The sequence below is a fragment of the Streptomyces sp. SID12488 genome (assembly GCF_010548275.1).
In the GTDB taxonomy this organism is placed as follows: domain Bacteria; phylum Actinomycetota; class Actinomycetes; order Streptomycetales; family Streptomycetaceae; genus Streptomyces.
The window spans coordinates 68850-88124 of record NZ_JAAGLT010000002.1 but is presented as its reverse complement, the minus strand read 5'-3'; the positions used below and the strand labels follow the sequence as shown (position 1 = coordinate 88124).

15 protein-coding genes and 1 pseudogene are annotated in these 19275 nt (G+C 70.5%); 9 read left to right on the top strand and 7 right to left on the bottom strand.

The features are described 5' to 3' along the window. Positions 1–17: 17 nt before the first annotated feature. Positions 18–665: a DUF4360 domain-containing protein gene (locus tag G3I56_RS04575; protein WP_164407344.1), complete on the bottom strand. Its 648-nt coding sequence runs from the start codon at positions 663–665 to the stop codon at positions 18–20. Between the two features lie 359 nt (positions 666–1024). On the opposite strand from G3I56_RS04575, the gene G3I56_RS04570 reads away from it, so the two are divergent. Next, positions 1025–1903 carry an intradiol ring-cleavage dioxygenase gene (locus G3I56_RS04570; RefSeq protein ID WP_164407342.1) on the top strand — a complete coding sequence of 293 codons (879 nt, stop codon included), beginning with the start codon at positions 1025–1027 and terminating at the stop codon, positions 1901–1903. Between the two features lie 140 nt (positions 1904–2043). On the opposite strand, the gene G3I56_RS04565 is transcribed toward G3I56_RS04570, so the two are convergent. Both G3I56_RS04565 and G3I56_RS04560 read right to left on the bottom strand, forming a co-directional pair. Beyond that, entirely contained in the window at positions 2044–4338 is a 2295-nt protein-coding gene (locus tag G3I56_RS04565) for a peptidoglycan recognition protein (protein WP_203689199.1), read from the bottom strand. Positions 4339–4514: 176 nt separating this feature from the next. Continuing rightward, positions 4515–4973 carry an Rrf2 family transcriptional regulator gene (locus tag G3I56_RS04560; protein WP_164407822.1) on the bottom strand — a complete coding sequence of 153 codons (459 nt, stop codon included), beginning with the start codon at positions 4971–4973 and terminating at the stop codon, positions 4515–4517. A 94-nt stretch (positions 4974–5067) separates the two neighbouring features. On the opposite strand from G3I56_RS04560, the pseudogene G3I56_RS44640 reads away from it, so the two are divergent. Beyond that, positions 5068–8054, top strand: a pseudogene (locus tag G3I56_RS44640) (beta-galactosidase). A 20-nt stretch (positions 8055–8074) separates the two neighbouring features. Here the strand turns inward: G3I56_RS44640 and G3I56_RS04550 are convergent. Beyond that, positions 8075–9589 carry an alpha-N-arabinofuranosidase gene (locus G3I56_RS04550; protein WP_164407340.1) on the bottom strand — a complete coding sequence of 505 codons (1515 nt, stop codon included), beginning with the start codon at positions 9587–9589 and terminating at the stop codon, positions 8075–8077. Positions 9590–9816: 227 nt separating this feature from the next. Here G3I56_RS04550 and G3I56_RS04545 point away from each other — a divergent pair, with 227 nt between their 5' ends. The 4 genes from G3I56_RS04545 to G3I56_RS04530 are packed head-to-tail and all read left to right on the top strand — an operon-like array spanning position 9817 to position 13724. After that, positions 9817–10431 (top strand): transcriptional regulator, encoded by a 615-nt coding sequence (locus G3I56_RS04545; protein ID WP_164407339.1) that lies wholly within the window; start codon positions 9817–9819, stop codon positions 10429–10431. Beyond that, entirely contained in the window at positions 10428–11069 is a 642-nt protein-coding gene (locus G3I56_RS04540; protein ID WP_239134705.1) for a toxin-antitoxin system, toxin component family protein, read from the top strand. The genes G3I56_RS04545 and G3I56_RS04540 overlap by 4 nt, the downstream gene beginning before the upstream one ends. Beyond that, entirely contained in the window at positions 11066–12334 is a 1269-nt protein-coding gene (locus tag G3I56_RS04535) for an MAB_1171c family putative transporter (protein WP_164407337.1), read from the top strand. The genes G3I56_RS04540 and G3I56_RS04535 overlap by 4 nt, the downstream gene beginning before the upstream one ends. Beyond that, a complete protein-coding gene (locus G3I56_RS04530; RefSeq protein WP_164407335.1) occupies positions 12327–13724 on the top strand; it encodes an FAD-dependent monooxygenase in 1398 nt (465 codons plus the stop codon). Before G3I56_RS04535 ends, G3I56_RS04530 begins: the two co-directional genes overlap by 8 nt. A gap of 126 nt (positions 13725–13850) precedes the next feature. Here the strand turns inward: G3I56_RS04530 and G3I56_RS04525 are convergent, their stop codons facing one another. Together G3I56_RS04525 and G3I56_RS04520 are read right to left on the bottom strand one after the other, a co-directional pair. Then, positions 13851–14744, bottom strand: coding sequence for an SMP-30/gluconolactonase/LRE family protein (locus tag G3I56_RS04525; RefSeq protein WP_164407334.1), 894 nt, complete (start codon positions 14742–14744; stop codon positions 13851–13853). Further along, positions 14741–15514 carry an IclR family transcriptional regulator gene (locus G3I56_RS04520; RefSeq protein WP_164407332.1) on the bottom strand — a complete coding sequence of 258 codons (774 nt, stop codon included), beginning with the start codon at positions 15512–15514 and terminating at the stop codon, positions 14741–14743. Before G3I56_RS04520 ends, G3I56_RS04525 begins: the two co-directional genes overlap by 4 nt. A gap of 188 nt (positions 15515–15702) precedes the next feature. Between G3I56_RS04520 and G3I56_RS04515 the strand changes: the two genes are divergently transcribed. Continuing rightward, positions 15703–16311 carry a hypothetical protein gene (locus G3I56_RS04515; protein WP_164407330.1) on the top strand — a complete coding sequence of 203 codons (609 nt, stop codon included), beginning with the start codon at positions 15703–15705 and terminating at the stop codon, positions 16309–16311. Positions 16312–16340: 29 nt separating this feature from the next. Here G3I56_RS04515 and G3I56_RS04510 read toward each other — a convergent pair whose 3' ends face one another. Beyond that, entirely contained in the window at positions 16341–17216 is an 876-nt protein-coding gene (locus G3I56_RS04510) for a hypothetical protein (protein WP_164407328.1), read from the bottom strand. Between the two features lie 188 nt (positions 17217–17404). Between G3I56_RS04510 and G3I56_RS04505 the strand changes: the two genes are divergently transcribed. Together G3I56_RS04505 and G3I56_RS04500 are read left to right on the top strand one after the other, a co-directional pair. Continuing rightward, on the top strand, positions 17405–18544 hold the full coding sequence (locus tag G3I56_RS04505) for a MerR family transcriptional regulator (RefSeq protein ID WP_239134704.1): 1140 nt from the start codon (positions 17405–17407) through the stop codon (positions 18542–18544). A gap of 60 nt (positions 18545–18604) precedes the next feature. Further along, positions 18605–19213, top strand: coding sequence for a class I SAM-dependent methyltransferase (locus G3I56_RS04500; RefSeq protein ID WP_164407326.1), 609 nt, complete (start codon positions 18605–18607; stop codon positions 19211–19213). The last annotated feature ends 62 nt before the right edge of the window (positions 19214–19275 follow it).

Genomic DNA, 19275 nt, shown 5'->3' with positions numbered 1-19275 from the left:
TACAGCTCCCGCAGAGCTCACTTCGCGGGGCAGGGCTGCCACGCCAGGTGGTAGATCGTGTCGATCTCGCCGTCCGTCGAGTCCATCGCCATGAAGCTGGTGCCCGTCGACGTGCCCTTGTTCACCCGCAGCTCCGTGTTGATGTTGAAGTTGCGCTGAACTCCACAGGGCGCCCAGACCAGTTGGGCCCACTCGGTGGAGTCCGTGGCCTGCCAGTTGTCGTTGTACGGGCCGTTGTACGAGTGGGTGCGGGCCGCCGTGTTCGACGAGCCCTGGAAGTAGTACGAGGCCCGCTGCATGCCGCTCGCGCCCCGCTGAAGAGCCGCGAAGCCCCGGTAGTCGACGCTCGCGATGGCGTAGGTGAAGCCGGCCGGCACGTGCACCAGCAGGTTGAGCTGGCAGTTCTTGCGGAACGCCGTCGGGTCGGAGTTGCCGCCGACCTGGGCGAGGTAGTCGCTGTAGGTGACGGTGAAGGCGGTGTTGTCGCCGGAGACGGCCACCGCGGCCGTACCCGCGGGACAGCCGGAGCCGTTCACCGTGGCGACCTTGATGACGATCTTGTCCGGGGGCGGGTCCTCGAAGGACGACCCGGCACCCTGTGCGGGTATCGCGGCGGCGAACAGAGCGGCAATCGCCGCGGCGCTCACTAGCAGGCCACCAGCCATGGTTCTCCCTTTCAACGCAGTGGTGCAGTGGGGGGTGAGAATCACGCACACAGCAGTCATGCGCATGCCAATGGCATGCACACGTCTGCACTCAACCTGTGATTGAGCCATGAAGTTTCTGTGAAGGCCGAGCGGTCGCAGCATAGGTGGCCCGACAGACCCCAGCCACGTCGATCCCCGGCCAATCCGCGCCCCAACGCGGCCTGATTCACCCGTCGATGTAACGCGCAGCCATCGTCACGCCACGCGGAGTGTGCCCCGACTCCGCACCAAACCAATGGAGTTGAGCGGTAGGTCCCCAGGCCATTCATAGCCACGATTTAAGGAAATCCTCAGATACGCCCCTAAGTTTCCGGGACATGACAGAGAACACGAACCCCCAGATCAGCGCGCCCCCGACCTCCCCCGAGGCCCTCTCCGACACCGCCACCTCCGCAGGCAAACATCGGCTGAGCAAGGCCGTCCAACGGCGCCGCGTCCTGATCGGCGGCGGCACCGCGGCGGTGGTCGGCGGACTCGCGGTCGCCGGCTTCGCCTCCGCCAGTCCGACCACCACGGCCACGGAGTCCGAGACGGCCACCAGCACCTCGGAGGACAGCTCCTCGTCGACCACCAGCAGCGTCTGTGTCCTCAACGCCGAGGTCACAGAGGGCCCTTACTCCCTCGACGGCGCGCTCGTCCGCGAGGACATTCGCGAGGACAAGGAAGGCTTCGAGGTCCAGCACACCTTCACCGTCGTCGACCTCGCCGACGACTGCGCCCCGCTCGCCGACGCCCTCGTCGAGCTCTGGCACTGCGACCACCTCGGCGAGTACTCCGGCTTCGTCGGCGGCAACGGCCACCAGGAGGAGGACAACGGCACCTTCCTGCGCGGCGGGCAGCTGACCGACGCGAACGGCCAGGTCACCATCGTCTCGATCTGGCCCGGCCACTACATCTCCCGCGCCGTCCACATCCACATGCGGGTGCACACGGACGTCACGCTCACGGACACCTCGTACACCGGCGGCGAGGTCATCCACACCGGTCAGCTCTTCTTCGACCCGGACATCAACGCGAAGGTCCAGGCCACCTCCCCCTACTCGGCGAACACCACCAGCGAGACCCTCCTGTCCGCCGACAGCGTCTACGACGACGGTGGCGCCTCCTCCGGCCTGCTGACGCTCACCGCACTCGGCTCCAGCGTCTCCGACGGCTACAAGGCCACCCTCACCGTGGGTGTGGACACCTCCGGCTGAGCCCGGAAACGAGAACAGCCTGAGCGCCGTACGAGGACGGCACTCAGGCTGTTCAGGCTGTTCAGGCTGTTCAGGTCGTTCACGTTGCCCCGTTCCCCCGTTGCCCACGTTGTTCACGCGGGGACGGGGAGCCGGGCGTACTACTTCAGGTAGACCAGACCGTCCGCCGTGACCGCCGGGCGGCCGCTCGTGCCGACGACCACGATCTTGACCGTGTGCTTGGCGCTCGCGCTCCAGTTCTTCGTCCAGATCGCGTCGCGGTACTTGGTCGTCGCCGACTTCAGGTCCACCGTGGCGGCCTTGACCCCGTCCACGAAGACGTTGACCTGACCGGACGTCGAGGCCCGCGACACCGCGAGGGCGGCCGAGCGGCCGGTGAACGTCCAGGTCAGCGCGGCGTTCTTGGCGGAGCTGGAGTACGACTTGCCGCCCAGGTAACTGGTGGACGACTTCGTCGTCCAGGTGCCGGTGCGAGTCGCCGAGGTCTCCTGGAGGATCACCGGGGTACCGGCGACGGAGGCCGCCCTGGTGTTGCCCGCCTGGTCGTACGCCGTCATGGACCAGGTCGTGGCCGCGCCGGACTTGGCGGCCAGGTCGGCGCTGACGATCGTCGGGCCGTACGTCTTGGCGACCGGGGCCGTCAGGCGCACCTCCTTGAGGGCGGCCGAGTCGGTGGCCTTCCACTTCAGGGTGACCGGGACGGCCGCCGTCTCCACCGTGCCGGCGCGCAGGGAGAGGTTCGGCGCGGTGGTGAAGGTGGGCGGAGTCGTCTCGGCGACGACGGTCGCGACAGAGGTGGTCGTCGTCTTCCCGGAGATGTGGGTCGCCCGTACGGACACGGAGTGCGTGCCGAGTCCCAGGTTCGCCTTCGCCGAGGTCGCCGTACCGGCGGCGGTGGCGGCGACCTTGCCGTCGACCAGCACCTCGTACTTCGTGATCAGGGCGGCCGGGGTGGTCGCCGACCAACTGACCGTCGTGGCCGACTTGGTGTACGTCCGCGTGCCCGAAGTGTTCGCGCCGGTAACCGACTTGAGGGAGAGACCGCTGACCGGGCCCGCCGCGTAGGCGCGGATGGTGGCCAGTTGGGCGTGGAGCTTGCTGCCCGGGCACTCGGTGGCGTAGCCGTCGCCGTGGCCGTGGATGGTCGGGAAGGAGAGCTGGTCGCCCGTCTTCCACGTCCTCGTGTTGTACTCGCTGGTCCCGGCGGCGCCCGCGGTGAGCGTGGTCGTACCGGCCGGGTCGACGCCGTACTGGCCGAGCTTCCAGGCGGCGAGGCGGGCGACGGAGGTCAGGACCGCCGTCGGCGGTTCGACCAGGTTGTAGTTGCCGAGGACCGAGATGCCGGTGGTCTGGCTGTTGAAGCCGTAGGCGTGCGCCCCGAAGACCGGCTTGTCGACCCCGCCCTTACGGCCCTCGAAGATCGTGCCGCACTTGTCGACCAGGAAGTTGTAGCCGATGTCCTTCCAGCCGTTCGATTTGACGTGGTACGTGTAGATGGCGCGGATCATCGCCGGGGACTGGTCGCACGTGTAGTCGTTCGTCTCGGCGGTGTGGTGGACGACCACCGCCTTGATCCCGCCCGTGAGGTAGTCCGGCGCCTCGGGGCTCAGCAACTCGTCCGCGCCCCAGCCCGCCCGCGAGGTGATCGACGGCCTGGTAGCGGTGGACGGCGGGGCCGTGGGGCCGGTGCTCGCCGAGGCGTCCGGCGAGGCAGGAGCCGAGGTCGTCGCCGGCGCGGTCGTCACGGGCGCACTGCTCGGCGAGTCGGACGTGTCGGGGGAGGCCGAGGCGGACTCGCTCGGGGAGGCGGACGCGGGGGCGGACGCCGAGTCCGTCTCCGTCGGCGAGGCGGAGTCCGTCTCGTCCGGCGTGATCGTCGCGTCCGGCGACTCGGTGCTCGCGGCCACCGCGTAACCCGCCGGCTCCAGGTCGGAGACCGAACCGGTGCCGGGGTCGATCATGTCGACGCGCAGCCCCTTGGGCAGCTCGGCGGAAGCCTTGCCGTCGACCCTGACCTCGACGCCGTCGGACGCGCCGACCCACGCGGGCTCGGTGCCGGCACGGGCCGCGCCCTCCTCGCCGGGTCCACTGTCCGTGCCCAGCTCCAGCCAGGAAGACCAGTTGTCGGTACCGGCGCCGCGGGTACGGACCTCGACCTTGCCCGCCATCCGTGCCGACGGGTCGGACCAGGTCACGCCGAGCAGACTGAACGGCTCCGTGTCCCGCTTGGCCAGCGTCGCCGAGTCACCGTCGGCGGCGACCTTCAGCGCCGCCGCGTACTCCTCGCTCGCGATCGGCCCGGAGACCGGCTTGCTGTCGTCGGCCGCGCTGTTCGCGCCCCCACCGCTCACGCTCTGCACGATCAGAACCCCGGACACACCGGCAGCCACAACGGCCCCGATGCCCCACCCTCGACGCGATCTCAGCAGACTCATCCCCGTACGCACACCCTTCACCTGGACCCCACGCATTACATGCACATGCAGGGGTCAAGGTATCGGGAGAGTGAAGAGCGTCAACAACCAACCTGCAATTTCACTCCTGGAAGTGGTTTACAAGCGCTCCGATGGAGCAAAATTAAAGACCCTCAAAGACCGGAAACTTAGAACATTTACGGGTTTTCCCAGGCAGCCGGTTCCGCCGCCAGCCCCCGCACCAGCTCGGGCAGCTCTCCAGTCGCCAGATCGGCGAAGGTCACCCCCTCCAGCACTTTGCGGACGTTGGCACGCAGGGCGACCCACAGCTGCAGCAGCGGTTCGGCGGGGCCGGTGTAGGCGAGGCCGGTCGGACGTTCGCCACGCACCGACACGATGGGCCCGTCGACGGCCCGGACGACATCCGCGACGGTGATCTCGGCGGCGGGGCGCGCCAGCCGGTATCCGCCGTTGCCACCGCGCCGGGAGTCGACGATCCCACCGCGCCGCAGATCACCGAGGATGCCCTCCAGGAACTTGTGCGGAATGGCCTGGGCCGCGGCGACGGTCTCCGCCTTCACGGCACCCTCGTCCTGCCGTACGGCGAGCTCCAGCACCGCTCGTACCGCGTAGTCCGCCCGCGCCGAGATCCTCATGGGGTCATTGTCGGTCGTCACGGTGTGGACAATGACCGCACCCGCTCATCCGCGATCACACGCACGCGGGCCCCGTACCGCCGAGGAGACCACGATGGTGTTGAGCAGACGAACGTTTACCGCATTCGCCGGCACCGCCGCCCTCGGCCTCTCCCTGAGCGCGAGCGCGGGCATGGGATCCGGTGGCCCGGGCGGGTCGGCGTACGCGGCCCACACCGTGCCCACCGGCCCGGCCCCCGACCCGCCCTCGGCGGACGGCCGCCGGCACACCGTCGGCTTCGACCGCTACTCCCTCCTCGTCGACGGCCGCCGGCTCGTCCTGTGGTCGGGCGAGATGCACCCCTTCCGCCTGCCGAGCCCGTCCCTGTGGCGGGACGTCCTGCAGAAGATGCGCGCACACGGCTACAACGCCGTCAGCATCTACGTGGCCTGGAACTTCCACTCCCCCGCCCCCGGCCGGTACGACTTCACGGGCGTCCGCGATCTGGACCTCTTCCTGCGCCAGGCCGCCGAGACCGGCCTGTACGTCATCCTGCGCCCGGGCCCGTACATCAACGCCGAGGTCGACGCCGGCGGCTTCCCCGGCTGGCTGACCGCGACGAAGGGCCGCGCCCGCACCTCCGACCCCACCTATCTCTCCTACGTCGACGAGTGGCTGACGGCGGTCAACAGGATCGTGGCCCGTCATCTCCACACCCGGGGCGACGGCACGGTCCTGCTCTACCAGATCGAGAACGAGTACGGCTCGTACGTCACCGAGCCGGCCGGCGTCGACTACATGGCCCACCTGTACGCCAAGGCCCGCGCCGACGGCATCGACGTCCCCCTCTTCCACAACGACCTGGGCAGGAACGGCTACTGGGCCCCGGCACCTTCGACACCGGCGGCGAGCGCGGGCGTTGGCTGTACGGCTTCGACGGTTATCCGGACCCTGGGCAAATCCCTCCGGACTGGGGACACTTCGGTATCGGCGGCGAGAAGGGCGGGGCCACGGCGAGTCCCGACACCCCCGGATTCATCCCCGAGTTCGGGGGCGGCTGGTTCGATCCGTGGGGCGGGGCCGAGTTCGACGGTGCGGGGTACGCGGGGTCGGCGCGGACCCGGGACGCGGCCTACGAGCGGCGCTTCTACCTCACCAACCTCGCCAACGGCATCACCGTCCACAACGTCTACATGACCTTCGGCGGCACCAGTTGGGGCTGGCTGCCATCCCCGCAGGTGTACACGTCGTACGACTACGGCGCCGCCTTCGACGAGGGGCGCCGGGCGACCCCGAAGGTCGTCCCCATGCACCAGCTCGGCCATCTGGTGCGGTGTGTACCGGAGTTGGCCAAGCTGGACCGGGCCGAGGACATCTCGGCGGGGGACGCCAGGATCAAGGTCTACCACCTCACCGACCCGGACACCCACGCCCACGTGTACGTCCTGCGCAACGACTCCCCCGAGTCGGTCACCTCGACGCTCCCGGTCGCCGGGACCTCGCTGCCGGTCACCGTCCCCGCCTCGGACGCCCGTCTCCTGGCCGCCGGAATCGCCCTGGGGCGGCGGAAGCTGGCGTACTCCAACGCCCAGCCGATGCTGTGGCTGGCGGCGGGGCGCCAGGACATCGCCGTGCTGACGGGTCGGGCGGGTGAGTCGACGGTGACTGCGGTGGAGTGCGCGAGCGAGCCGACGGTGACCGTGCTCGCGGGGGACGCGGAGTCCTCGTACGCGGACGGGCGGATGCGCGTGACCGCCCGACTCGGCGGACTCACCCGGGTGTTGGTGGAAGGCGGCGGCGTCTCCGCTCCCCTCCTTCTCCTCCTCGCCGACGACGAGACCTCGGTGCGGCTGTGGCCGCGCGAGACCCCGTCGGGGTCGGTACTGGTCTACGGGCCGCCACTGCTGCGAACCGCCGAACTGCGGGACGGCGCAGCACGGTTGACCGGGGACACCTTCGAGGCCGCCGAGCTGGAGGTGTGGGCGCCGAGCGGGATTCGTGAAGTGGTCTGGAACCAGAGGACGTTGAGGGCATCGGCCACCGACTCCGGCAGTCTGCGGGCCGAGGAGCCGTTGGCGGGGGTCCCGGCGGTCACGCTTCCCGCGCTGGGCGGCTGGCGGCGGCAGGTGGAGAACCCCGAGTCCCAGCCCGGGTTCGACGACGCCGACTGGACAGTCGCCGACCGGACTTCGACGTTCAGTACCACCGCCGTGCCCGACGGGCAGCCCGTACTGTTCGCCGACGACTACGGCTTCCACTACGGGGACGTCTGGTATCGGGGCGCCTTCACCGACGCCAAGGGGGCGGAGTCCGTGGCCCTCGCCTACAGCACGGGGACGCAGGGGCTGCTGATGGCGTGGCTCGACGGTGAGCCACTCGGCACCCACCGGATGCCGGTGCCGGACAAGAAGACCGTACGGAAAGGGAGTTGGGCGGCCACGGCGACCTTCGACGTGCCGGAGAGGTCGCGGACATCCGGCGGGCATGTGCTGTCCGTGCTGGTGCGGCGGATGCAGCACGACATGGACGGAAAGGCGCGGGACACGCACAAGGTCGCGCGCGGACTGACGGCGGTGACCTTCACGGGTGCCTCCCCCGCGGTGGGCTGGCGGTTGCAGGGTGCGGCGGCTGCCACGGCCGACCCGGTGCGGGGGCCGCTCAACACCGGCGGTCTGTACGGGGAGCGGTCGGGCTGGCATCTGCCAGGGTACGGGGACGAGGGGTGGGATGCGGTCGGCCTGCCGCGTGCCGAGCGGCGGCGCCAGGGGGTGACCTGGTACCGGACCGGGTTCCGGCTCGCCGTCGATCCGGGCGTCGACGCGTCGGTCGGGCTGGAGCTGAACGACGATCCGGGACGTGCGTACCGCGTCCAGATCTTCCTGAACGGCTGGAACATGGGCCAGTACGTCAACGACGTCGGCCCCCAGCACACCTTCGCCCTCCCGAACGGCATCCTGCGCACCCGGGGCGCCAACACCCTTGCCCTGGCGGTGCTTTCGGACGGCACGACGGAGTCGGGGCCCGGGGAGGTACGGCTGAAGCTGCTGGGGAGTGCTGCCGGGGGAGTTCCGGTGACGGTCGTTCCCTCCCCCGGCCGGTAGCGGGGCCTGCAGTCGGAGACCTAAGCGAGCCGGATCACGTTCCACGACAGCGGCTCCAGGACGGCGGTCAGCCTGCCGTCCTGGAGGGTGGTGCCGGTGGCCTGGTGCGGGGTGACACGCTCCGGGTCGTCCAGGGTGTTGCGGGCGTCCGGGTCGGCGTCGGCGATCACACTGTGCTCGACGACCGACGTCAACTCCAGGCCGTTCAGGACGACTTCGAGAGGAAGCGACTGGGTGCGGTCGCGGTTCACGGCGAAGACGGTGACCGTGCCGTCGTCGGCGCGTACGGCGGTGGCGTGCAGGAGGTCCGTCTCGCCGTACTTCTTCGTCTCGTACGTCGGCGAGTCCACGCGTACGTCGAGGACCTCGCCGCGCCCGTACCTGCTGGCCTGCGCGAACGGGAAGAACGTCGTCTGACGCCAGGCCGGGCCGCCCGGCTCGGTCATGATCGGCGCGATGACGTTGACGAGCTGGGCGAGGCAGGCGACGGTGACGCGGTCCGCGTGCCGCAGCAGGGCGATCAGGAGCGAGCCGAAGACGACGGCGTCGGTGACGGAGTAGACGTCCTCCAGGAGACGCGGGGCCTCGGCCCAGTCCCGCGCGCCGGAGTTCTCGATCGCGTGCCATCCCGACATGTACCAGACGTTCCACTCGTCGAAGGAGAGGTTGATCTTCTTCTTCGACTTGAGGCGGGCGCCGACGTGGTCACAGGTCGCGACTACGTTGTCAATGAACGACTCCATGTCCACGGCGGAGGCCAGGAAGGAGTCGATGTCGCCGTCGTGGGGCTCGTAGTAGGCGTGCAGGGAGATGTAGTCGACCAGGTCGTACGTCTCTTGGAGGACCGTCGACTCCCACTCGGCGAACGTCTCCATGCCCTGGCTGGAGGAGCCGCAGGCGACCAGTTCGAGGTCCGGCTCGATCTGGCGCATCGCGCGGGCGGTCTCGGCGGCGAGGCGGCCGTACTCCTCGGCGGTCTTGTGGCCGGTCTGCCAGGGGCCGTCCATCTCGTTGCCGAGGCACCACATCTTGATGCCGAACGGGTCCTTGTCGCCGTGCGTGACGCGCAGGTCCGAACGGGCGGTGCCGGAGGGGTGGTTGGCGTACTCCTGGAGTTCGAGGGCCTCGGCGACCCCGCGCGTGCCGAGGTTGACGGCCATCACAGGCTCGGCCTGCGGACCGATCTTCCGGAGGAAGTCGATGTACTCGGAGAGGCCGAAGCGGTTGGACTCCGTCGAGCGCCAGGCGAGGTCGAGGCGGCGGGGGCGTTCGTCCGCGGGGCCGACCGAGTCCTCCCAGTTGAAGCCGGAGACGAAGTTGCCGCCGGGGTAGCGGATGGCGGTGACGCCGAGTTCGCGGACCAGCTCCAGTACGTCCGTGCGCAGGCCCGCTTCGTCGGCGGAGGGGTGGCCCGGTTCGAAGACGCCGGTGTAGACGCAGCGGCCGAGGTGCTCGACGAAGGATCCGAAGAGACGGGGACTGACCTCGCCGACGGTGAAGGCGGGGTCGATCGTGAAGCGGGCGGTGCGGGACATGGGTTCCTCTCGACATTCGGCGTGCGGTGTTCGGTGTTCGGTGTTCGGCAGATCCGCGTTCTTGTTTCGGCGTTCGGTATATCGGTGTCCGCTCGTAACTTCGAACAGGACCGTAATTTTGGAGTGTCCGCACGTCAATGGCACCTGTGCCCAACGATCGTTCCGCGACCTCCAACGATCGTTGGATTCTCCTGGTGCGCGGCGGTCCGGACGCGTAGGGTCGGCCCGTGAGTGAGCCCCTCTCGAGTACCCTCGCCCGCCTCGAAGAGCGCATCGCCGAGGCCCGTCTCGATCGCGCCGAAATCCTCGACGTGAGAGCCTTGTCGGCCCGAACCGCTCTCACGGAGGGCGAGATCCGGGCACTGCTGGGCGAGGAAGCGCGGCCTGTGGCCGACGACATCGAGGGCCGTATCCGACGCCGGGTGCGCACACTCCACGAGACGCGCCTCGCGGCGAGCGGCAGGAAGCGCGGCGAGGTCTGCAAGGAGATCGCGGACGCCCTGTCGATCAGCCCCGAGTGGGCCCGTCAGCTACTCCTCGGCAAGAAGATGCCGAACGTTCCCGATCTCACCGCGCTCGCCGCGTTCTTCGGGGTCGAGCAGGGCACCGGCTTCTTCACCGACCCCGCGCCCATCGCCTTGAACCGTGAACTCCGCCGACTGCTGGCGGACCTCGGCGGCGCCGAGGGGGGCGCCGAGGAGGGCCCGCTGGTCCGGTTCGCGACCCGGCACGGGGTCGTCACGCTGGCCCTGCGCGGCCGGCAGCTGACCCCGCGGAAGCAGGAGGCCCTCGCGGTGATGCTCGAAGGGCTGCTGAGCGGCGGCGAGGAGACGGATCGATGACGCCGAGGGGAGTGACGAGGGGTGTGACGACGGGCGTGACAAGAGGTGTCCTGGCGGCGCTGCTGCCGACCCGGGCCGCACACCGATTCCGAACCCGGGCCGCGATGCGCGAGCTGACCGGCGCGCTCGACGCGGCACTGCGGGAGCACGCCAACAGCGCTTCAGACGGCCGGGAGTTGTGCCGGGCGCTGTGCGAGGAGATGAGTGAGCGGCGCGGGCGGCGCGTCGAGCTGCGTTTCGAGCGCTTCCCCGACGAGATCGAAGTCACCGGTCTGTGGGTGGAGTTCCACGACTTCGACCTCGTCATCGTCGAGGAGCGGGCCGAGGCGGTCCAGCAACTCGTGATTCTGGGGCACGAGTTGTGGCATCTGCACGCCGGGCACTGTCACCACCACAGCGCCGGCGCGACCGCCGCCCGGGTACTGGCCGACGAGCAGTCCTGGCAGGGCGGCGCGCTGGCCGTCGCCGCCCGCAACGGCTCCCGGGCGGCCGACGAGGCCGACGCCGAGGAGTTCGGCCACCGTCTCGCCACCGTCTTCCGACCGTGGCTGGAGGGCCGTACGGCGAGCACGGGCAGCAGCGGTGTGCAGGCCTCCCTGGGGTATCGCGGCCGGGGAAGCGGAAACGCGCGGCGATGAACCCCTCCGGCCTCCCCGGTGAGCCGTACTCCGTCCTCGTGTTCGGGACACCGGTCGCGTTCCTGGCCGCCGCCCTGGTGTTCAAGCTGCCCAGCATCGTCAGGCTGTGGCGGGACCCGCTGCGGCGCGCGGTCGGCGGGCTGCTGCTGCTCGCCTGCGGCATCTTCGTCCTCGCGGCGCCGCCGGCCATCGCCTGGACCAACCGGATCACCGGCGTGCCCAACATCGCGGCACCCCTGGTGTACAGCTTCCTCGTCGCGTTCTGCGGCGCGAGTCTCCTGCTGATGATCGCGTGGCGCGGCGGCCTCACCGGCCGCTCCCCGGGATCGGCCAGGGCGCGTCGCGCGATGCGGTGGGTCGGCGTCGGGCACGCGGGGGTGATCGTCGCGCTGTGGGTGTTGTTCGCCCTCGCGGACGTACCCGTGGAGCGGCGGCGGGACCTGGACACGTACTACGCCGGTACGCCCTTCATGCGCGAGCTGATCGTGCTCTATCTGGTCGCGCACACCGCGTCCTGTGTCCTGACGTACCGGCTGATCCGGGACTGGATCCACACCGTCGCACTCGACGTGTGGCTGCGCCGGGGCCTGCGGGCGCTGGCCGTCGGCTACGCCGCCAACCTGGTGTTCGACGCGGCGAAGGGCACGGCCGTCGTCGCCCGCTGGACGGGCGGCCATCTGGACCCGCTCTCCACGGAACTCGCCCCCATCGCCGCGTGCGTCGGCGCCGTCCTGATCGCGACGGGGTTCGTGCTGCCGCACGCCGGCCAGTATCTGCGCGACCGCTGGCGGATCCGCCGCGGCCTCCTCCGGCTCGGTCCGCTGTACGACCTGCTGCGCAACGCCACCGGCCGGGGCGTCCCCTTCTCTCTACGGGCCACCCCGGAGCTGCGGCTGACCCGCCGCGAGACGTTCATCCGCGACGCCCTGCTGCAACTCGCCCGCCACTTCGACGAGGAGCTGCGGCGACGGGCGTACGAGGCAGCCGTGGACCTGGGACACGGCCCGGGGCGGGCGGGGGCGCTGGCGGCGGCGGTGACGATCCGCGAAGCGATCGAGGCGCGCACCCGGTCCCGTACCCCTTCCCTGCCCCCTTCCCAGACTTCTCCCCAAGTCACCGGCCACGACGCGGACTTACTCACGGACCTGCTCCGGGACATCGAAGCCGTGTCCCAGGTCCTGAGTCACCCCGATGAGATCGAGGCGGTGCGCACCCTGGCGACCGCCACAGTCGCAACAGTAGAGAGCCTGCACGTATATGAGTGATCAGTCGTCTCCCGTCAGGTCCGCCGTGGTCCTCGGCGGGTCGCTCGCCGGGTTGCTCGCGGCCCGTGCCCTGGTCGGATTCGCCGACCGGGTGACCGTCGTGGAGCGTGACGTCCTGCCGGACGGACCCGAGCCGCGCAGGAACCTGCCGCAGGCCCGGCACGCGCACCTGCTGTGGTCCGGCGGTGCCCGGGCCATCGAGGAACTGGTGCCGGGCGTGGGCGAGTTGCTGCTCGACGCCGGTGCGCACCGGCTGGCGGTCACGACGGACATGGTCGCGCTGGCGCCGCAGGGCTGGTTCCGGCGGTGGGACGAGTCGCACCACGTGTTCCTGTGCGGCAGGGATCTGCTGGACGCGACGATCCGGGCCCAGATCCTGGACGACGACCGGATCAAACTGGTCGAACACGCCGAGGTGCTGGGTCTGGAGGGCACGGACGAGGCCGTCACCGGCGTGCGGGTGCGCGGCGCCGACGGCAGTCGGCGCACACTCCACGCCGACCTGGTCGTCGACGCCACCGGCCGCGCCTCGCGAACCCCGCACTGGCTGCGCGAGTTGGGGCTGCCCGAGCCGCCCCGCCGCGTCGTCGACTCCGGGCTCGCGTACGCCAGCCGGATGTACCGGGCGCCCGAACCGGCCAGACAGAGCTATCCGGTGGTCAACGTGCAGGCGGACCCGAGGGCGGGCGGTCCGGGCCGGGCGGGCGTTCTCATGCCTGTCGAGGACGGCTGCTGGCTGGTCTCCCTGTCCGGCACCCGGGGCAGCGAACCCCCCACGGACGGCGCGGAGTTCACGCGTTTCGCCCGCGAGGAGCTGCGCCACCCGGTGATCGCCGACCTGCTCGCGGGAGCGGAGGCGCTGACGGACGTCTCCGTCACCCGGACGACGTCGAACCGCCGGCACTACTACGAGCGGATGCGCGACTGGCCGGAGAACTTCACGGTGATCGGCGATGCGCTGGCCGCGTACAACCCGGTCTACGGCCACGGGATGTCGGTGGCGGCCCAAAGCGCCTTGGCCCTGCGGGATGTGATCCGGCGTCAGGGCTGGGGCACACCCGGTCTGTCGCGCCGTATCCAGAAGGCGGTGGCCGGCCCGGTCTCGGCGGCCTGGGACCTGGCGACGGGCCAGGACATCTTCTACCCCGGCGCCACTGAGCAGGGCCCCACTCTGCGGGACCGTCTGCTGGCGGCCTACGTGGGCCGCCTCATGCGCACGGCGACGGGCAACGGCCGTATCGCGCGCCGGGTGACGGACGTGACGTCGCTGGAACGCGGCGCGGAGGTACTGCTGGCGCCAAGTGTCCTGCTGGCGGCGGCGATCGGCCCGCTGAAGCCACCGCTGAGCGAGCCGCCGCTGCGGCCGGAGGAGTGGAAGGCGGCGGAGTGAGAGTGGCGGAGTGACGGTGGCGGGTCCTGAGGTGACGGCGGCCGGGCAGGCGACGGAATTCCCGTTGCCTGCCCGGCCGTTGGCGTAACCGTCCTACGGTCGTCGTCCGGTCGTCCGGTCGTCCCGTCAGCCCGCGAACGCTGGCTGGGCGACGCCCTTGCCCGCTCCCGGTACGACCAGGAGCGAGCCCGACATCGGGTGGGGGGCGGACAGGCCGACGCGGGCCGTGGTGACGTACAGGTCGGTGAGGTCCGGGCCGCCGAAGGCGCAGGCCGTGGGGCGGACCGTGGGGAGGGTGATCGTGCGGTCCAGGGCGCCGGACGGGGTGTAGCGGCGGACCGCTCCGCCGTCCCACAGGGCCACCCAGACGCAGCCGTCCGCGTCGACCGTCAGGCCGTCGGGGAAGCCCGCGCCCTCCTCGATCAGCGCCAGTTGGCGGCGGTTGGTGATGCTCAGGCCGTCGGCCGACACGTCGAAGACGTCGACGCGGCGGGTCGGGGAGTCGATGTAGTACATCAGGCGGCCGTCCGGGCTCCAGCCCGTGCCGTTGCTCACCGCCACGTCGTCCAGGACGGTCGTGACCGCGCCGTCGCCCGTCAGCCGGGACAGTGAACCGCCGCCCGGCGCCTCGTCGTAGCGCATCGTGCCGGCCCACAGGGAGCCGTCGGAGGCCACCGCCGCGTCGTTGGCCCGGCGACCGGGTGTCGGATCATGGTGCAGCCAGCGGAAGCCGGTGGCGGTCCCGGCGCCCTCGCCGTCACCGTCGTCGCCGTCGTACAGGGCGACTCCGTCGCGCAGGTTCAGGACCAGGCCGCCGGTCGCGCGCGGCTTGGCGGCGCCCACGTGCTGTTCGGTCGCCATGACCGTGCGACGGCCGGTCGACGGGTCGTAGGTGTTGACCCGGGAGCCGAGGATGTCGATCCAGATCAGCCGCGACCTCGCCGCGTCCCAGGTCGGGCCCTCGCCGAGGGTCGCCTGCGCCCGGACCGCCACTTCGAGGTTGGGCTCGTACGTCGTCATGCCACACTCCGGTGACCGAGGCGCTCGGAGAGTTCGGCGGCGCCCTTGACGGCGAGCTGCTCCAGCTCCGAACGGCGGTCCTCGCTCCAGCGGATCATCGGGACGGAGATCGACAGCGCGGCGACCACCCGGCCCGTACGGTCGTGCACCGGCGCCGCCACACAGCTGACGTCCGGGTTCGACTCGCGGTTCTCCACGGCGACGCCCCGGCGGCGGATCTCCGCGAGGGCCTCGCGCAGGGCTGCCGGGTCGGTGATGCTGTTCGGCGTCATCGCGGCCAGCGGAACCTTGTCGGGGACCCGTGCGGAGAGCTCGTGGTCGGGCAGCGAGGCCAGCAGCATCTTGCCCACGGACGTGCAGTGGGCGGGCAGGCGGCGGCCGGCCGCCGACACCATCCGTACCGCGTGGGTGGAGTCCATCTTCGCGATGTAGATGACGTCCGTGCCCTCGAGGATCGCGACATGCACCGTCTCGTCGCACGTCTCGGCGACGGAACGGGCCACCTGGAGGCCCTCCGCGGCCAGGTCCAGCTGCTCGGCGTAACGGCTGCCGAGCTGGTACGGGCGCACGCCCAGGCGGTAGCGTCCCGGCTGGCCGGGGACCTGCACGATGTACGAACGGGCGGCGAGCGTCGTCACCAGTTCGTGCACGGTGGTGCGCGGCAGCTGGAGTCGGCGCACTATGTCCGGGGCGGAGAGCGTGCCGTCTCCGTCCAGGAAGAGCTCAAGAATGTCGAGAGCCCGGGTCACGGCAGGTACGAGGCGTCCCATGACGGCCCCCTCTCTTGTGTCCAAGGTGTCGGTGGTCTCGACGCTTTTCGACGACGTTCGAGATTTCAACAGACGATCGGAATGACGAACAGAGGACAGGCTAGCCACAAGGACTCGGGCGGGCAATGGGCGTGCGACGGCTTCGTTGCCGTCCGTGACTGTCCGCACCTGCCGGCCGGTACGAGACGATGGTTCGCATGTTCACGGTTATCGACTTCCAGCTGGTACTGCTGCGCCGCATGGCCGACCACAACCCGGACCTGGTGGAGGACGCCCGGCACGAGCTGGGCGTGTCGATCGCGGACATGCGCGAGGCCAACAAGCGCTGGCAGGCGATGCTCCGCTCCCCGCGCGCCCGCGCCGCCGCCTCCCGGTACCGCTCGGTCCTCGGCACCCCGGAGTCGGTGACGCCCCGCAGGATCGGCGACCTGGAGTGCGAGGCCTGGCTGTGGCCGGTCCCCCTCTGGCCCGACCTGCGCTTCGAGGTGCTCGTGGCCCCGAACGGCGTGGCCTGGAACGAGTGGCTGGTACGGGCCCCGGGCGCCCCCTCGCCCGAACTCCGCACGCCGGACGACCTGCGCCCCTGGTCCTGCACGGTCGACGAGGTCGCCCACGCCTTCGCGCCCGTGCGCCCCCTGGAGGGCACGGCCCCGACCCGCTGGGGCCTGGCGTTCACGGTGCCGGACGGGACGGCAACGGGTACGGGTACGGGTACGGGTACGGGGCCAAAGGTACGGCGGGAGTGCGTGGCCGAATTCACGTGGGGGCTGCTGCAGCGGGTGGCGGTCAAAGGCTGACCGGCCCGACCGGGCCGACCGACAACTCCCTAGCGGCCGACAGCGGCCCGCAGGATGGCCTGCACGACCACCGGCACCGAGTCCGGATGCAGGTCGAGGAACAGATTCGGCTCGATCAACTCCAGCTCCATGACCAGAGGTTCACCGGCGTCACCGATGACAAGGTCCACACGGGCGTACAGGAGACCGGAGTTGTCCGGCACAGCGGCCAACGCCCTTTCGGCGAGGGCGAGTTCCGCCGGGGTCGGGGACCAGACCTCCAGGTCGGGATGGGCGACCTTGTCGTCGTCGTACGCCGTACCCGGAGTCAGCACGGCCCCCTTGCGGCTGGCGTGCAGAAGACTCCCGCCGAAGAACTGCAGGGCGCGTTCCCCGGTGACGTCGATGCTCCCGACGTACGGCTGCACCATCGCGGTGAACCCCTCGGCGTGCATACGCGCGAGATGCCGTACGGCCGTCTCCCGGTCCTCGGGCAGGTAGCGGGCGGCGTAACGGGCGCCGGCGCCGGAGGTGGGCTTGACGACGTACTCGCGGTCGTCGGGGAGGTCGGCGGTGTCACCGGGGGCCAGATAGCGGGTGGGGACCGTGGGGACACCAGCTGCGGCCAGCTCACCGAGGTACCGCTTGTCCATGTTCCACCGCAGGACACCGACCGGATTCGCGACCCGCGTGACCTTCCCGCACCGCTCCAGCCAGCCCGCGAACTCCTCCGCGCGCCAGGTGTAGTCCCAGGGGGACCGGACCACGGCGAGATCGAAGGAGGACCAGTCGACATCGGGGTCGTCCCAGTAGACGGCGGTCGCGTCGGCACCGGCTGCCACCAACTCCCTTACCAGGAGCGGGAAATCGCGGTCCTTGCTGGCCTCCGGCCGGGGGTCGTAGGTGACGATCGCGATGCGGACCACGGGGACTCCCTCGGTAAGGCGTGTACTGCTGGTTCACCACTGATAGTGGTATCGACAGAAGGTTAACAAGCGCCTGACCTTGACCTTGCCCTTCGGGCAAGCCGCAGCATCGGTGGCGGAACGAGGAACCCGGCGGGAATCCGGGATCACGAAGCAGGAGATGGAGAGGGAGGGACAAGGAGATGGCGATGGCGATGGAGAGGGGAAGGGAGATGCTGACCATCGGGGCGTTCGCCAAGGCGTGCCGACTGTCACCGAAGGCGCTTCGGCTCTACGACGAACTGGACCTGCTCCGCCCCGCCCGCGTCGACCCCGACACCGGATACCGCTACTACGCGGTCGAGCAGCTGGAGCAGGCCCGGCTGGTGGCCTGGCTGCGTCGGCTGGGGATGCCGTTGGCCCATATCCGGCAGGTCAGGGCCCTGGAACCGTCGGCCGCCGCCCGGGAGATCCGCGCCTTCTGGGCACGGGTCGAGGCGGATACGGCGGCCCGGCGGGATCTCGCCACGTTCCTCGTCGATCACCTCTCGACACCGCCGAGGAAGGACACCCACCCCATGGCAAGCACCAACACTCTCGAACTCCGTTACGCCGCCCGCACCGACATCGGTCGGGTCCGCGCGGCCAACCAGGACACGGCGTACGCCGGTTCACGCGTCCTGGCCGTCGCCGACGGCTTCGGCCCCGGGGGCGCCCCGGCCAGCGCGGCCGCCGTCGAGGCCCTGAAGTTCCTCGACGCCGAACCGCTCACCGCCGGCAGCGTCCTGAACCTCCTGGAGGACGCTGTCCAGGGCGCGACCGAGGCCGTCCGGGACATCGCCGGGACCAGGCACGAGAAGACAGGGGACGAGGTGACGGACGACATCGGCACGACCCTCACCGCGATGGTGTGGACCGGCTCGCGCCTCGCCCTCGTACACATCGGAGACAGCCGCGCGTACCTCCTGCGCGACGGCGAACTCTTCCTGATCACCCACGACCACACGCTCGTCCAGTCGATGATCGACGAGGGCCGGCTGACCCCCGAGGAAGCCACCGCCCACCCTCAACGCACCCTGCTCCTCAAGGCGTTGACGAGCACCCCCTCCTCCCCCGACCTACGCCTGCACGACGCCGAGCCCGGCGACCGCTACCTCCTCTGCTCCGACGGCCTGACCAGGGCCGTACCGGAGCACACCATCCAGGATCTCCTCACCACCATCCCCGACCCGGACGCGACAACCGCCGCGCTCGTCGAGGCAGCGAACGCCAACGGGGGCCCGGACAACGTGAGTTGCGTGGTGGCGGATGTGGTGCGGACGGACGGTGGTCGGATGCGGGTGCAGTAAGACGGGGTGGGGCAACGACAGGCGATCGGCGACGGGCAAGCGTACGGCAGCATCAACACCATGTCTCTCACCGGCACCAACGCCTACGCCACCGTTGCCCCCGCCGCCCTTCCTCCGCTGGTACGACGCGCGGTCGCCGCCGCCCGCGAGCACGGCTTCCCGTACTCCTGCCGCCCCGAACAGGGCCGCCTGCTGCACACCCTGGCCGGCGGCGCGGATGCCCGTATCGGGGAGACCGGCACGGGGTGCGGGGTCGGGCTGGCCTGGCTCGCGTCGGGGGCGAGGGCGGGCACGCGGATCGTGAGCGTGGAGCGGGATCCCCAACTCGCCTGTCGTACAGCCGAGTTGTTCACCGACTGCCCCGGCGTCGAGGTCATCGAGGGCGACTGGCGGAGAATCGCGGAGCAGGGACCGTACGACCTGCTGGTGCTGGACGGCGGAGGCCAGGGGAAAACACCCGGCGACCCACCGGCCGACGTCCACAACCTGCTGGCCCCCGGCGGCACGGTCGTCATCGACGACTTCACCCCGGCGACCGGCTACCCGCCATCGCACGAGGGTGTCCCGGACCGGGCCCGGCTGCACTGGCTGGAGCATCCCGCTCTCCGGGCGGTGGAACTCCGGCTCGCCCCCGACCTGAGCACGGTCGTGGGGACGCGGCGGTTGTAGGCCGCGGGACGTTCGGACGCCGGGGGTACCGCCGGGCGCCACATCTTCCTCAAAACCAAGAG